Below are 14,505 nucleotides of genomic sequence, written 5' to 3' on the forward strand. Positions count from 1 at the left end.
CCGCAAGGTGATGTTACGGATTAGCACTAAGCTCAATTACATCATTCCGAAATTACATTAAAAATAGAGATGCATAAATCCGGTATGAACGCGTTTCATCAAGCTGCGCTCTATTTATTGGGGGCTATCGCATTAAGTGCGTGCACGATTAGCCCATTGCAGAAAAATAAAGAGCTAGTAGATAAATCATTATCAAACACGACTATTCCAGGGCAGTTTCAAGCAGTTAAAGTCGGCGACAAAGATGTTGCCCCTGTTGATGATGCTTGGTTAAAGCAATTCAACGATCCAGAACTCAATGCCTTAGTGATTGAGGCCTTGAAAAATAATCCCAGCATTCGGGTTATTGCTGCAAGGCGCCTCCAATCAGAAGCCCTCATTAATGCTGCAGGTGGAGCCCAATATCCAGGGGTTAGCGCCATTGGTAATTCAGGAGGCAAAGTAGGCTCTAGTGGAACTGGCTTAACGGGTTTTTATATTGGCGCCAATTGGGAATTAGATCTCTGGGGTCGAGTCCGAACCGCAGTTGCTAGAGCAGAACAAAATGCTAAAGCAATCAATGCCGATCAAGATGCAGCGCGCCTCTCTTTAATTGCCACGCTGGCTAAATCAGTTTGGCTAGCACGCAGTCTCCAAGAGCAAGCGCAGCTAGCTAAGGACAATGCGCAAGCCTCTCAAAAAATTGCAGACTTGACGCAAGTACGAGAAAAAATTGGCGCATCTTCAAGCAATGATGTGGCAATCGCCAAGGTGAATGCCGCTCAAGCACAAGAGCTGGCCCTCAATGCTGCAACAGCAAGAGATCAAGCCTTGCGCGCTGTTGAAGTTTTACTTGGCCGCTATCCAAAGGCAGAGCTACTCAAAACCACTAGCTTACCCGCCCTACCAAAACCAGTTGAGCCTGGTTTACCGGCAGATTTACTGGAACGTCGTCCTGATTTGCTTGCCGCAGAGGCTAGGGTCAATAGCGCTTTTTACCTTGCCGATGAAAAACGATTAGCTCGTCTTCCAAAGATTAGCCTCACGGCTGGATATGGTTATATCAATAGCCAGATCTTTACCTTAATTAATGGTGCTAGTACCAGCTTTGGTGTTGGCGCCAATGTTGCCCTTCCGCTATTTCAAGGCGGCGCTATTGAAGCACAAATTGCCTATCAAAATGCCGAGGCTCAAGCTGCTATGGCCAATTACGGCAAGGTTGTATTAGCTGCTTTCAATGATGTTGAAAATGCCTTGAGTGGCGAGGCATCCTGGCGGGAAAAAACAGGTCAAATACAGGCACAACTTAGTGAACAACAGCGCGTGATGAAAAATACTGAGGCAGAATTTCAGATTGGAAGAATTGATCAACGCCAAATTCATCAGCAGCGGATCAAAACCAATGTCACGGATATCAATTGGCACCAAGGTCAAGTTGATGCGCTATCACAGCGCATCAATCTCTATTTAGCCTTGGGTGGCTCTGCTGAATAAAACTTCAATAGCACCTCAATCAACCTCGATTACTGAATATGAAAAAGACTCTTTTAATTAGCGCCATCGTCTGCGCCCTTCTTGCGCCATTAAATTCTTACGCACAATTCTCAAATCCGTTTGGCAGCAGCAAGACAGTTGCCCAGCAAAAGGAAGATATTCTTAAAAAGAATGACGAGATCTTGAAGCATCTTTATAAGGTTCAACCAAAAGCAAAAGAAGTGATCGATAAATCGGTTGGCTATGCAAGCTTTAGCAACTTTGGTATGAAGATTTTGATTGCTGGTGGCGGCACCGGAAGCGGTGTTGTCATTAACAAAGTAGGAGGAAAGCCCATCTATATGAATATGGCAGAAGTTCAGGCAGGGGTTGGCCTCGGAATTAAATCCTTTCAGAATATTTTTATATTCCAAACTGAAGCTGCCTTAAATGACTTTGTCAATTCTGGGTGGACTTTTGGTGGGCAAGTAACTGCCGCAGCTAAATATGATAAAAATGGTACTTCTTACCAAGACGCTACTGTTGTAGCACCCGGTGTACTGATGTACCAACTCACCGATACAGGCCTTGCCGCTGAAATCACCGGCAAGGGCACCAAATACTACAAAGACACCGACTTAAATAAGTAAGCGTCTTTGAGGATCATTAAGGCGTCATCTGTGCATTGAGTTTTGCTTGGCTTGGATCATGCAACTTATTTAAAGCTGATAAATAAGCCTTAGCAGAGGCAGCAATGATGTCTGGATCTGTACCAACACCATTCACAATGCGACCACCTTTAGCCAAACGTACCGTGACTTCACCTTGAGATTGGGTGCCTGAGGTAATGGCATTGACTGAATAGAGCAATTGCTCTGCCCCGCTCTTAGCAATCTCTTCGATGGCATTTAAGCTGGCATCTACCGGTCCGTTACCTTCAGCCTCAGAGCTCACCTCTTTATCCCCCATCCGGAAGGTAACGCGTGATTTAGGACGCTCACCTGTTTCAGAATGCTGGCTCATAGAGATAAAGTGATAATGCTCACCCGCTTCTGCAGCCGCGGAATCAGACATGATGGCAATGATGTCTTCATCGAAGATCTCTGACTTTTGATCAGCCAAGGCTTTGAAACGAGCAAATGCTTCGTTGAGCTCCTTTTCAGCTTCAACCGTGATGCCTAATTCTTGCAAGCGTTGCTTAAATGCATTGCGGCCCGATAACTTACCCAAAACAATCTTGTTAGTAGACCAGCCCACATCTTCTGCACGCATAATTTCATAGGTCTCACGATTCTTCAAAATACCATCCTGGTGAATACCAGAGGCATGAGCAAAAGCATTGGCACCTACTACTGCCTTATTAGGCTGTACTACAAAGCCTGTAATTTGAGAAACCAATTTAGATGCCGGAACAATTTGACTGGCATCGATGCCGCACACCATATCAAAATAATCCTTACGGGTTCGCAAGGACATCACAATCTCTTCTAAGGCTGTATTGCCAGCGCGCTCCCCTAAGCCATTGATGGTGCACTCGATCTGACGAGCTCCGCCTATCTTTACGCCTGCCAAGGAATTCGCAACCGCCATACCCAAGTCGTTATGGCAATGCACAGACCAAACAGCCTTATCTGAATTTGGCACGCGTGTACGTAAGGTTTTAATAAATTCACCATACAACTCTGGAGTCGCATAACCTACGGTATCCGGAATATTGATAGTGGTAGCACCCTCATTAATAACGCCTTCTACCACTCTGCACAAGAAATCCATCTCTGAGCGATAACCATCTTCTGCGGAGAACTCAATATCATCAGCCAAATTTCGGGCAAAGCGAATGGAGCGCTTCGATTGCTCCAAGACCTCTTCCGGAGACATTCGCAATTTGACTGCCATATGCAATGGGCTGGTTGCCAAGAATGCATGGATACGTTTGGCTTTAGCAGCCCTCAAGGCATCTGACGCACGGGTAATATCGTTTTCATTGGCTCTTGCCAAGGAGCAGACGATAGAGTCTTTGATGGCTGCGGCTACCGCAGAGATCGCCTGAAAGTCACCTTCGGAGCTGGCAGCAAAGCCCGCTTCAATCACATCAACCTTGAGACGCTCTAATTGACGGGCAATGCGAACCTTTTCATCCTTGGTCATTGAGGCGCCAGGGGATTGCTCACCATCACGCAAGGTGGTGTCAAAAATGATTACTTTATCGCTCATCACTACTCTCCGGTTTGGAATACGCTAATAATAATTGCTCAATTTGAATCTGAAAAACAAAAACCCCAGCAATTAGCTGGGGCTGGTATCTGGTGGTTAATGAATTATTCTGATCTCATCAACTCAGGCCTTACCCGCCCCAAGCTTTAGGATTAGTGCTAGCAGAAGGAGACCTGTTAAAGGTGAGAAATTGATCAACATGGAATTAATATACCCGAAAATTCTGAAATTAGCTAAAACGCTTACCGCTAAGGTGCTCCCAGGCCCAAATCACATAGCCAGAGATGGAATACACGACAAAAACACCGAATAAGGTCAAGGGCGGATTAGAGGAGATTAATACGAAGGTCAAAATCATCAAGACCATCACGCCAAATGGGACACGGTAGCGGACATCTAAGGCTTTGCCACTATAAAAACGGGCATTAGAGACCATGGTTAGGCCAGCATAGACCGCAATAAAGAAGGTAACCCAGGGAATCGCAGTATCGCGCACTGGAATCTTGTTGTCATCAGCAAGCCAAATAAATCCAGCCATTAAGGCGCCAGCTGCTGGACTTGGCAAACCTTGAAAGAATTTCTTATCAACGACCCCAGTATTCACATTGAAGCGTGCCAAGCGCAAAGCAGCCCCAGCACAATAAGTAAATGCAGCTAACCAACCCCATTTACCTAAATCTTTTAAAGCCCACTCATAAGCGACTAGAGCTGGCGCTACGCCAAATGACACCATATCAGCCAGTGAATCATATTGCTCACCAAAAGCACTTTGGGTATTGGTCATACGAGCTACTCGGCCATCCATGCCATCCAACACCAAAGAGGCAAAGATCGCAATCGCTGCAACTTCAAACTGATGGTTCATCGCATTCACAATCGCAAAGAAACCACAAAACAAGGCCGCAGTAGTGAATGCATTAGGAAGTAAATAAATTCCCTTGCTACGTAAACGAGGTTTTGGAGGATGTAGCTCTTCTACTTCGTAATCAACGCCATCACCAACTTCATCCGCCCAGTCATTTGGCGTGCGATCTGAGCGGGAGTGGTTTAGTCGACTACGATCGATGCGTCCACGACGGCGAAATGTTGGCAAGATAGTCCTAGTAAAAGAGTGATCGAATTAATCGAGACCTGGCAAACGAGCCAAAGCCGTATTGGTAGCAAATACTTTATCGCCAACACTGACTAACGGCTCAGCAGTGAGAGGCAAATAAACATCCACCCGTGAACCAAAGCGAATAAAGCCATAGCGCTCACCTGCCTTTAAGCGATCGCCCACATGGATGTAGCAAAGAATTCGGCGCGCAATTAAACCAGCCACCTGAACCAAAGTCACTATCTGACCATTGGCATCAATCACAACCGCGTTACGCTCATTCTCAGTAGAGGCCTTATCCAAATCTGCATTCACAAACTTGCCAGCAAAATACTGAACCTCTTTGACTAAACCATTAACAGCGCTGCGATTGGAGTGCACGTTAAATACGTTCATGAAGACGCTAATCTTGAGCGCTTCACGACCAGCATAAGGATCGTTGGCTTTTTCTACTACAACAATCCGACCATCAGCTGGAGATAAAACTAGGTCACGGCCAATTGCGGGAATACGCTGCGGATCGCGGAAAAACTGTAGAACAAAGATAAAAATAATCCAAAGTGGCCATGACCATGCAATACCACCTAGAAAGTGGACTAATAAAGTCACGACTCCCACTAGCGCTAAATACGGCCAACCTTCTTTTGCAATAATGGGATGTGGATACATCATCTTTGTTCTAAGCCTTTTTATGGAGCTACGATTATTGGAATGCTTAGTTCTTTGTTTGGTCTACTAATTTGTTCTTAGCAATCCAAGGCATCATCGCACGCAACTTAGCGCCAACAATTTCAATTTCATGCTCAGCATTCAAGCGACGACGAGACATTAAGGTTGGAGCGCCTGCTTTGTTTTCTAAGATGAAGCTCTTTGCATACTCACCAGTCTGAATATCTTTTAAGCACTGACGCATTGCATTCTTGGTTTCTGCAGTCACAATACGTGGGCCTGTCACATACTCACCATACTCAGCATTATTGGAGATGGAGTAGTTCATGTTTGCGATACCGCCTTCGTAGATCAAGTCAACAATTAACTTGAGCTCATGCAAGCACTCGAAGTAAGCCATTTCTGGGGCATAACCAGCTTCAACCAATACTTCAAAGCCAGTTTTAATTAGATCAACTGCGCCACCACAAAGAACAGCTTGTTCACCGAACAAGTCAGTTTCAGTTTCTTCACGGAAGTTTGTTTCAATGATGCCAGCACGACCGCCACCGTTAGCAGTTGCATAGGACAAGGCAACATCACGGGCAGAGCCAGATTTATCTTGATAGACAGCGATCAAATGAGGAACGCCGCCGCCCTGTGAATAAGTACCACGGACAGTATGCCCAGGAGCCTTAGGAGCAATCATGATTACATCTAAATCAGCGCGTGGCTGAACTTGACCATAGTGAATGTTAAAGCCATGGGCAAAAGCAAGTGCAGCGCCCTGCTTGATATTGGCATGCACTTCTTTGGCATATACATCGCCAATTTGCTCATCAGGCAATAGCATCATGACAATGTCCGCATCTTTCACTGCATCAGCAACTTCTTTTACTGTCAAGCCAGCATTAGCAGCCTTGCTCCAAGATGCGCCACCTTTGCGCAAACCAACAGTGACGTTCACGCCTGAGTCTTTTAGGTTCAATGCGTGTGCATGGCCTTGTGAACCGTAACCAATGATGGTGACTTTTTTACCCTTAACGAGGGATAAATCAGCGTCTTTATCGTAAAAAACTTTCATGCTATTTCCTTGTGTTGAAAAATATAGGTGTATTACTTAATACATCAGTTAAAAAATTAAACCTTGAGAATGCGCTCACCACGTCCGATACCAGAACCGCCTGAGCGAACTGTTTCTAGAATGGATGCACGATCGATTGAATCAATGAAGGCATCTAACTTAGCGCCATCACCTGTTAATTCAATGGTGTAGCTCTTATCTGTTACATCAATAATGCGGCCGCGGAAAATATCGGTTGTGCGCTTAAGCTCTTCGCGCTCTTTACCAACAGCACGAACCTTAATCATCATGAGCTCACGCTCGATATGTGGGCCTTCACTTAGATCAAATACCTTCACCACTTCAACTAAGCGATTTAAATGCTTGGTAATTTGCTCGATCACATCATCAGACCCGAAGGTGACAATGGTCATGCGGGACAAAGAAGAGTCTTCGGTAGGAGCGACACTTAAGGCCTCAATGTTGTAACCACGAGCGGAGAACAAACCCACTACTCGTGACAATGCACCTGGCTCATTCTCAATCAGAATGGAAATAATGTGTCGCATTAAAGATCCTCACTACCCAAAAGCATTTCAGTGATTCCTTTACCCGCTTGAACCATTGGCCAAACGTTTTCTTCTGGGTCGGTTTGGAAGTCCATAAACACAGTGCGATCTTTCAATCTGATGGCTTCCTTAAGAGCGCCCTCGACATCTGACTTCTTCTCAATCAGCATGCCAACGTGACCATAGGCTTCTGCCAACTTCACAAAGTCTGGCAAAGAATCCATGTATGAACTGGAATAGCGCTTGTTATAGGTAAGCTCCTGCCATTGACGAACCATACCTAGGTAACGGTTATTCAATGAAACAATCTTCACTGGTGTGTCATATTGCTTGCAAGTAGAAAGCTCTTGAATACACATCTGAATAGAGCCTTCACCAGTGATGGTGAAAACATCCTTGTCTGGAAATGCCTTCTTAATACCCATGGCATAAGGCAAGCCTACGCCCATAGTGCCAAGACCACCAGAGTTAATCCAACGACGAGGCTTATCAAACTTGTAGAACTGTGCAGCCCACATTTGATGTTGGCCTACATCAGAGGTGATGAAGGCATCGCCACCGGTGAGCTCATACAGCTTTTGTACAACATATTGCGGCTTCACGATCTGTGAAGCTTCGTCATACTTTAAGCAATCTTTTTTACGCCACTCATTGATCTGCTCCCACCACGCGGCAACCTTCTCACCGTTTTTACGTGGGCCAGCAGCCTTCAGTTGCGCAGTCATTTCCTGCAGCACCTCTTTGAGATTACCAACAATGGGAACATCGACCTTCACGCGCTTAGAAATCACAGAAGGATCGATATCGATATGAATGATTTTGCGTGGATGACTTGCAAAGTGAACGGTGTTACCAATCACGCGGTCGTCAAAACGCGCACCAATCGCAATCAACACATCACTGTGTTGCATTGCCATATTGGCTTCATAGGTGCCGTGCATACCAAGCATGCCTACAAATTGCGGACTACTTCCCGGGAATCCACCAAGCCCCATCAAGGTATTAGTAACTGGATAGCCAAGTAGATCAGCAAACTCTTTAAGCTCTGGCGCTGCGTCAGCCAGAATCACGCCGCCACCGGTATAGATGTAGGGACGCTGTGCCTCTTGTAGCAAAGTGATTGCTTTACGGATTTGACCGCTATGCCCCTTCACTACTGGGTTATAGGAGCGCATCTCCAAAGTTTCTGGATAAACGAAGGGGCCCTTAGCTGCAGAGACATCTTTTGGGATGTCGATCAATACTGGACCTGGACGACCAGTCTGAGCAATATGAAAGGCTTTCTTCAACACCAAAGGTAAATCTTTAACATCTTTTACCAAGAAGTTGTGTTTAACAATGGGGCGTGTAATACCAACCGTATCAGCTTCTTGGAATGCATCTTCACCGATGGCATAGGTTGGTACATTACCGCTGATGATCACCATGGGGATCGAGTCGGTATAAGCAGTTGCAATGCCAGTAACCGCATTGGTTACTCCTGGGCCAGATGTGACTAGTGCAACGCCAACCTTACCGGATGCGCGCGCATAACCATCGGCGGCATGAACTGCTGCTTGCTCATGGCGAACCAGAATATGTTCGAACTTGTCTTGTTTAAAAATTTCGTCGTAGATAAACAGAACGGAGCCGCCTGGGTAACCCCAAACGTATTCAACCCCTTCTTTGTGCAAAGCTTGCACTAGCATCTCTGCACCAATCATTTCTGGAGGTGCTGCTACGGTATTTGGATTTGCTGAGTCTTTATTAGCTTTTGTGGCTAAAAATTCGGCGCTGCTTGTATTCATTTTCTTTCGTCCTTTGCAATTTTCGGCAAAAAATTGTTTGGTCTGTTCTATCCCTTGCTTATGGCCCGAGTTCGAACGGCGCTGCTACCGGAAAAACCACTTCGTAAATGAGAATCTAGGTAGTAAGCCTTATATTCTATAGCAATCCCCTAAAATAGCCCAATTCTTACTGCTTCAGGTCTAATTCATCGCATGGCATCAGCCCAAGAACTATCCGATTTTCTGAGTAGTATTGAGAAGCGCGCTTTTAAGCAAGCGATCTATGCCGTCCGTGATGAAGACGCTGCCTTAGACATTGTTCAAGACGCCATGATCAAGTTGGCAGAAAAATACGGTGATAGGCCCGCCGCTGAACTTCCCCTCGTATTCACTAGAATCTTGCAAAACCGCATCCATGACTGGTTTCGGCGTCAAAAGGTCCGAAATACCTGGGTCACCCTGTTTTCAAACATGGGTAAGAAAGCCGATGACAATGATGATTTTGACCCTTTAGAGTCACTTTCAGCTCCAGATGACAGTGACATTCACCAAGATGGGGCACGAAAGCTCGAACAGAGTCAGCTTTTACAGGCCTTGGAGTCAGAAATTGCTAAATTACCTGTACGTCAACGAGAAGCCTTCCTGATGCGTTATTGGGATGAGCTAAGTATTACTGAGACCGCTAAAGCAATGAGTTGTAGTGAAGGAAGCGTCAAAACCCATTGTTCTAGAGCCACACAAACCCTAGCTAAAGCATTGAAATTAAAAGGAATTACCCTGTGAAACACCTTAATGACCAACTTACCGAGACCCAAGCAGACCAATTTGGTCGCGCTAGCGCTGCCCTGCTGAGCCAGAGTACGCAGAATCTGTCTGCTGGCATTAAAGACCGCCTCCATGCTGCCCGCATGAAGGCACTTTCAGTCAGAAAAGCAGAAAAAGTGCTGGCTCAAAAACCAGCTTTGGCTGGCATTTCCGGCAACTGGAATATTGGATCAAATGGAATGTGGGACACCGTAGGCTGGATAGCCCCGCTAGTGGTCTTAGTTTTTGGACTTATTGGAATTGCCCAGTGGCAAGATGATTCACGTATTAACGATATCGCCGAAGTAGATGCAGCACTCTTGTCAGATGACGTCCCGCCAGACGCTTATGCAGATGGTGGCTTCTTGGCCTTCCTTAAAAATGGCCCTCTATCTGACTCTGGCAATGATGCTACAGACTCAGTGCAAAGCAAATAATTCCACAACATTAGATGTTACGTATACCGAGGTCATTCATTGCTGGTGCTTCTGCAGCATTGGTGATGTGCGTGTTGGGTTTAGGCATTTCTAGTGCCGTAGCGCAATCTGCGCCAACTGCTGCCCATGGGAAGACTGCCGCTATTCCAGCAAAAAAACCGGATGGTACATGGGAAAGCTTAAAGCCTTCGCAACAACAAATTCTGGCTCCACTGGAAAGTGATTGGGATTACATGCCTCCCGATAGCCGCAAGAAATGGATGCAGGTAGTTAATATCTACCCCAAGATGAGCGAGCAAGATCAACAACGTTTGCAATCACGCATGGCTAGCTGGTCAAAGCTTTCTCAGAAAGAGCGTCGTATTGCCCGTGAAAATTATTTAAGCAGCTTGAAGTTCCCTGCCGAGAAAAAAGCAGAGGCTTGGACTGCTTATCAAAAACTCAGTGATGAGCAAAAGAAAAAGTTAGCTGATGTACAAACTAAGAAAAAGCCTAGCGTCATCAACGCACCTACACTGCAACAACATACAGTTAATCTCAGTGGCACTCCACCACCACCTACACCAAATCCCAGAAGCATCCCAACTGCAGAAGCTCCTCCCGCTCCCGAAAGCGGTTCATCTAACAATTAGATTTTCAATTTATCCTAAAGCAGCGCTATGACTCCTGCTGAACTCAGCGTATTACCCTCTCCACAATTTTGGCGCCGTGTTTCATGCTGCTTATATGAGCAACTTGTGCTGTTGGGAGTGATTGCCCTGACCTTTTTAGTCCCCAATCTTGCTCTAGGTGTTTTGTTCGGAGTCTCTTTACCAAGCTGGCTAAGCTTTTTATATCTCTATGCCGTCTTAGGACTTTACTTTGTTTGGTATTGGACAAATTCCGGACAAACGTTGGCGATGCAAACCTGGCGTATTCGTATGATTGATCAACAGGGTCACACTCTTAAAAGGCGTCAAGCTTTATTGCGCTACCTCTATGGCTCTCTCTGGGTCATTCCTTGCGTTCTATTACAGTGGGCTTTTCATTTAGAGGAATGGCACATTATTGAAATGCTCTTTGCAGTAGCCCTCTTTTTTTGGCCTCTCACGATTTATTTAGACCGCAAAGACCCAATGCAACGTCAGGCTTTAAGTGATCGGTTTGCAGGCACCCGCCTCGTAGAATTGCCTAAAAACTCAGTAACTCTCTCTTAGGCATTCAATCGCAGTAGCGCCCTGAATTTTGTGTCCAAAGCGATAACCTGCAGCCAGGCAGGCAATGACACCAAAAACAATTCCCATGAAGAGCGCCTGTGCAAAGGCATTGAATTCAATCTCCATGACATAGCGCCCTAGCGCCCAAGCAGCGGCTCCAGCTGCAAGCCCAGCTAAGGTGCCAGCAACTAAACCAATGACTAGTAGCTCTACGCGAGCAATACTCGCCAATGTTTTACGCGATGCCCCTATTGCCTTTAATAATGCGGCATTTCTAAAGCGCTCATCTTGAGTGGCAGAAATTGCAGCGATGAGAACTAATACTGCTGCAGCAATCGTAAATGCAAACAATAAGCCCAATGCGGCAGAGAGTTTATTTAAGACATCTTGTATCTGCTTCAAAGAAGCTGATACATCGACGACCGTGAGGTTGGGATAAGCTTGACTTACCTGAAAATCAAGAGCTTCTTGCTCCGGGGCTTGATAGTAGGAAGTAATCCAAGAATGTGGCAAGGCGCTTAATTGGCCGGGCGGCATAATCACAAAGAAATTAACCCGCATGGACCCCCAGTCCAATTTGCGCAGCGAAGTAATAGGGGCAGTAATTTTCTCGCCTGCCACCTCAAAAGTGACTTGATCGCCCATCTTGAGCTTTAAGTTTTTAGCGATGCCAATTTCCATGGAGATTTGTGGGCTACTACCTGTGATCCATTTACCCTCAGTGATGCGGTTGCCTGGCGGCAACTGATCGGTATACGAGAGATTAAATTCTCGATCCACTAAGCGCTTGGCGTTATCCTCCAAGAAGTCATTAGGAGAAATATTGCGCTCATTGATTGCAATCAAACGTCCTCGTACCATCGGATAAAAATCTGGTGTTGACACGCCAGCATTCACGAGCGACTTCGTAATGTCTTCTTTTTGCTCACCCTGCACGTTAATCATGAAACGATTAGGAGCATCTGCTGGGATATTGCCCTGCCATGTGTTGAGCAGATCTTGCCGCAATAGCAAGATCATCAATAGCGCCATTAAGGCAATACCTAGCGAGGTAATTTGCATGACCGCATAGCCAGAGCGTCTACTTTGTAGGGTGATTGCAAAACGAATAGCGAAATTCTTGGTCTGAATTCTGGCGAGAAGTTTTAATACTAGCCAAGAAATTCCAGAAATAACAATAATTGCGCTACCAAAACTCAGCCCTGCCCAAAATGCTAGCCTCCAATCTTTTGCAGCCAGCGCAATTAAAGTCGCGGCGGTGCCTAAGCCACAGATAGCAACCCAAATAGAAGAACGATTGATGCCTTCAAATTCTTTACGAATCAGCCGTATCGGTGAAACCTGAACCAATGCAAATAGTGGCGGACCGGCAAAGCCAATGAGTAAGAACCAAGCAAAGAGAGAGCTCCATACAATCGGCCAGATTGACACACTAGGCAAGCTTGTCAAAATCAAATTGCCCAATAAGAAAGTCAGCGCCAATTGCACCACATATCCAAAAGCTGAACCTAAGGCCGCAGCAAAGATCCCTAAACTGAGAATCGTGGTGATTTGTTTTTTTAAAATGATGGCTGAAGTAGCCCCAAAGCATTTGAGGACAGCGCAGCTGTCGGCTTGTTTCAGTGAATAACGCCGTGCTGACAAGGCAATCGCTACGGCAGCAACCATTGCCGTTAAGACCGCTATTAAGGATAGGAAGCGCTCAGCTCGCTCTAGAGTCTTTCGCATCACAGGTTGGGCGTTTTCTAAGGTCTCAATCCGCAAACCGCGTAGGCCTTCAGAATCGATATAGGCCTTTACCCACTTCTCATATGACTGAATCTGCTCGTCAGTCCCGGCAAGAAGTAATCGATAGGTCACCCTACTACCAAGACCAATCAAACCCGTTGCTGGCAAATCATCTAACGACATCATGACGCGAGGAGCAAAGTTCATAAAACCTGCGCCACGATCAATTTCACGCTCAAGTACACCGGCAATAAGAAAAGTCTTCTGTCCTAGGCTCATTTGATCGCCTAGCTTTGCTTGCAAACTGGCTAACATCACTGGATCAACCCAAACGGATCCTGTTGGTGGCCCTGACTTCAAAGTGGCATTACTGGACTGAACCTGCAATGCGCCCCGCAAGGGGTACAGTGAACTGACTGCTTTCAAAGAGGCTAACTTACTGCGCGTCCCAACAGTTGCCATGCTGGGGAACACTATCGTTTGCGCAACTTGCAGCCCTCTACTTTGAGCCTCCATCAGAAAAAGCTCTGGCAAGGGTTGATCTGCTGCAATCAGCACATCAGAGGCCAGCAATTGGCGAGCGTCAAACTGAAACGCCCTTTGCATCCGGTCAGCTAAGAAGCTGACGCTAGATAAAGCAGTTACTGAAAGTGTGAGCGCTACAAATAACCAGGCTAGCTCATGAGAACGCAGCTCCTGCTTTAAACCCCGTAGGAAGCTCACTAATGAATTGTTCAAATTGCCTGTGTCTGGCCGCCATCTACGCGCATGACAGTACCAGTAATAAAGGATGCGTTCTGACTGGCTAAAAAGGCAGCAGCATCGCCATACTCTTGAGGATCGCCATAGCGACCCATCGGAATCTGTTTCAAACTTAATTTCACAACCTCTTCATAGGAAGTACTTTCGCGCTTTGCTCTGGCCTCATCTAATTGACGCAAGCGATCCGTTGCGACACGCCCAGGCATGATGATGTTCACAGTAATGCCTTCGTGAGCCACTTCTGCAGCCAATGTTTTAGACCACGCTAGCAAAGCAGCACGCAAGGTATTAGAGATAGCTAAATTTTTAATCGGGGCAATGGCGCCTGAGGTGGTGCTAGTAATAATTCGGCCCCATTGACGCTGGCGCATACCAGGTAAAACACGATCAGTAATCGCAATGAGGGATAGAACCATATCGTTAAAGCTTTTTTGCCAAAGCGCAGGATCTTGTCCAGCAGCGGGCGTTGGTGGCGGTCCACCGGTATTGTTGATCAAGATATCAATTGGGCCAAGCTCTTTTTCTATCTTTGAAACCAAGCTATCAATCACGGATGCATCAGAGAGATCCCAGCTCAGTGCTAGGGCTGTACCACCAGCAGCCTGTATCAGTTCAACTGATTTTTGTAAGCCCTCTGCACTTCGACCAGTAACAGCAACCTTGACGCCCTCACGCGCCAACGAGACTGCCATTGCTTGACCTAAACCACGGCTAGATGCCATAACTAATGCGACTTTGCCTTTGATTCCTAAATCCATACCATCTCCTAA

General features: G+C 46.2%; 14 protein-coding genes. 6 read left to right on the top strand and 8 right to left on the bottom strand.

All coding sequences use genetic code 11. The features are described 5' to 3' along the window. Positions 1 to 84 precede the first annotated feature (84 nt). Entirely contained in the window at positions 85 to 1,473 is a 1,389-nt protein-coding gene (locus CBI31_RS08085; protein ID WP_161491195.1) for an efflux transporter outer membrane subunit, read from the top strand. Positions 1,474 to 1,511: 38 nt separating this feature from the next. Then, on the top strand, positions 1,512 to 2,102 hold the full coding sequence (locus CBI31_RS08090) for a lipid-binding SYLF domain-containing protein (protein WP_088525909.1): 591 nt from the start codon (positions 1,512 to 1,514) through the stop codon (positions 2,100 to 2,102). A gap of 16 nt (positions 2,103 to 2,118) precedes the next feature. Here the strand turns inward: CBI31_RS08090 and CBI31_RS08095 are convergent, their stop codons facing one another. The 6 genes from CBI31_RS08095 to CBI31_RS08120 form a co-directional block, all read right to left on the bottom strand. Then, positions 2,119 to 3,666, bottom strand: a complete 1,548-nt coding sequence (locus tag CBI31_RS08095; RefSeq protein WP_088525910.1) for a 2-isopropylmalate synthase — start codon at positions 3,664 to 3,666, stop codon at positions 2,119 to 2,121. A gap of 229 nt (positions 3,667 to 3,895) precedes the next feature. Beyond that, the gene (gene pssA, locus CBI31_RS08100) at positions 3,896 to 4,759 is read right to left on the bottom strand and encodes a CDP-diacylglycerol--serine O-phosphatidyltransferase (RefSeq protein WP_088525911.1); all 864 of its coding nucleotides are present in this window, start codon (positions 4,757 to 4,759) and stop codon (positions 3,896 to 3,898) included. Between the two features lie 27 nt (positions 4,760 to 4,786). Beyond that, positions 4,787 to 5,434 carry a phosphatidylserine decarboxylase gene (locus CBI31_RS08105; protein WP_088525912.1) on the bottom strand — a complete coding sequence of 216 codons (648 nt, stop codon included), beginning with the start codon at positions 5,432 to 5,434 and terminating at the stop codon, positions 4,787 to 4,789. A gap of 43 nt (positions 5,435 to 5,477) precedes the next feature. Continuing rightward, entirely contained in the window at positions 5,478 to 6,494 is a 1,017-nt protein-coding gene (gene ilvC / locus CBI31_RS08110; RefSeq protein ID WP_088525913.1) for a ketol-acid reductoisomerase, read from the bottom strand. Between the two features lie 56 nt (positions 6,495 to 6,550). Then, positions 6,551 to 7,042 carry an acetolactate synthase small subunit gene (ilvN, locus tag CBI31_RS08115; RefSeq protein ID WP_088525914.1) on the bottom strand — a complete coding sequence of 164 codons (492 nt, stop codon included), beginning with the start codon at positions 7,040 to 7,042 and terminating at the stop codon, positions 6,551 to 6,553. After that, positions 7,042 to 8,829, bottom strand: coding sequence for an acetolactate synthase 3 catalytic subunit (locus CBI31_RS08120; protein ID WP_088525915.1), 1,788 nt, complete (start codon positions 8,827 to 8,829; stop codon positions 7,042 to 7,044). Before CBI31_RS08120 ends, ilvN begins: the two co-directional genes overlap by 1 nt. A 192-nt stretch (positions 8,830 to 9,021) precedes the next feature. Here CBI31_RS08120 and CBI31_RS08125 point away from each other — a divergent pair, with 192 nt between their 5' ends. The 4 genes from CBI31_RS08125 to CBI31_RS08140 are packed head-to-tail and all read left to right on the top strand — an operon-like array spanning position 9,022 to position 11,245. After that, entirely contained in the window at positions 9,022 to 9,591 is a 570-nt protein-coding gene (locus CBI31_RS08125; RefSeq protein ID WP_088525916.1) for an RNA polymerase sigma factor, read from the top strand. Next, positions 9,588 to 10,049: a DUF3619 family protein gene (locus CBI31_RS08130; RefSeq protein WP_088525917.1), complete on the top strand. Its 462-nt coding sequence runs from the start codon at positions 9,588 to 9,590 to the stop codon at positions 10,047 to 10,049. Before CBI31_RS08125 ends, CBI31_RS08130 begins: the two co-directional genes overlap by 4 nt. 14 nt (positions 10,050 to 10,063) lie before the next feature. Next, complete coding sequence (locus CBI31_RS08135; protein ID WP_088525918.1) at positions 10,064 to 10,681, top strand: DUF3106 domain-containing protein; 618 nt, start codon at positions 10,064 to 10,066, stop codon at positions 10,679 to 10,681. Positions 10,682 to 10,708: 27 nt separating this feature from the next. After that, positions 10,709 to 11,245 (top strand): RDD family protein, encoded by a 537-nt coding sequence (locus CBI31_RS08140; RefSeq protein ID WP_088525919.1) that lies wholly within the window; start codon positions 10,709 to 10,711, stop codon positions 11,243 to 11,245. Here the strand turns inward: CBI31_RS08140 and CBI31_RS08145 are convergent. Both CBI31_RS08145 and CBI31_RS08150 read right to left on the bottom strand, forming a co-directional pair. Continuing rightward, the gene (locus CBI31_RS08145; RefSeq protein WP_088525920.1) at positions 11,228 to 13,711 is read right to left on the bottom strand and encodes an ABC transporter permease; all 2,484 of its coding nucleotides are present in this window, start codon (positions 13,709 to 13,711) and stop codon (positions 11,228 to 11,230) included. The two genes, CBI31_RS08140 and CBI31_RS08145, sit on opposite strands and share 18 nt — an antisense overlap. Further along, positions 13,708 to 14,493: an SDR family oxidoreductase gene (locus CBI31_RS08150; RefSeq protein ID WP_088525921.1), complete on the bottom strand. Its 786-nt coding sequence runs from the start codon at positions 14,491 to 14,493 to the stop codon at positions 13,708 to 13,710. Before CBI31_RS08150 ends, CBI31_RS08145 begins: the two co-directional genes overlap by 4 nt. Between the last annotated feature and the right edge of the window lie 12 nt (positions 14,494 to 14,505).

Origin of the sequence: Polynucleobacter campilacus (assembly GCF_002206625.1) — a bacterium.
GTDB lineage: Bacteria > Pseudomonadota > Gammaproteobacteria > Burkholderiales > Burkholderiaceae > Polynucleobacter > Polynucleobacter campilacus.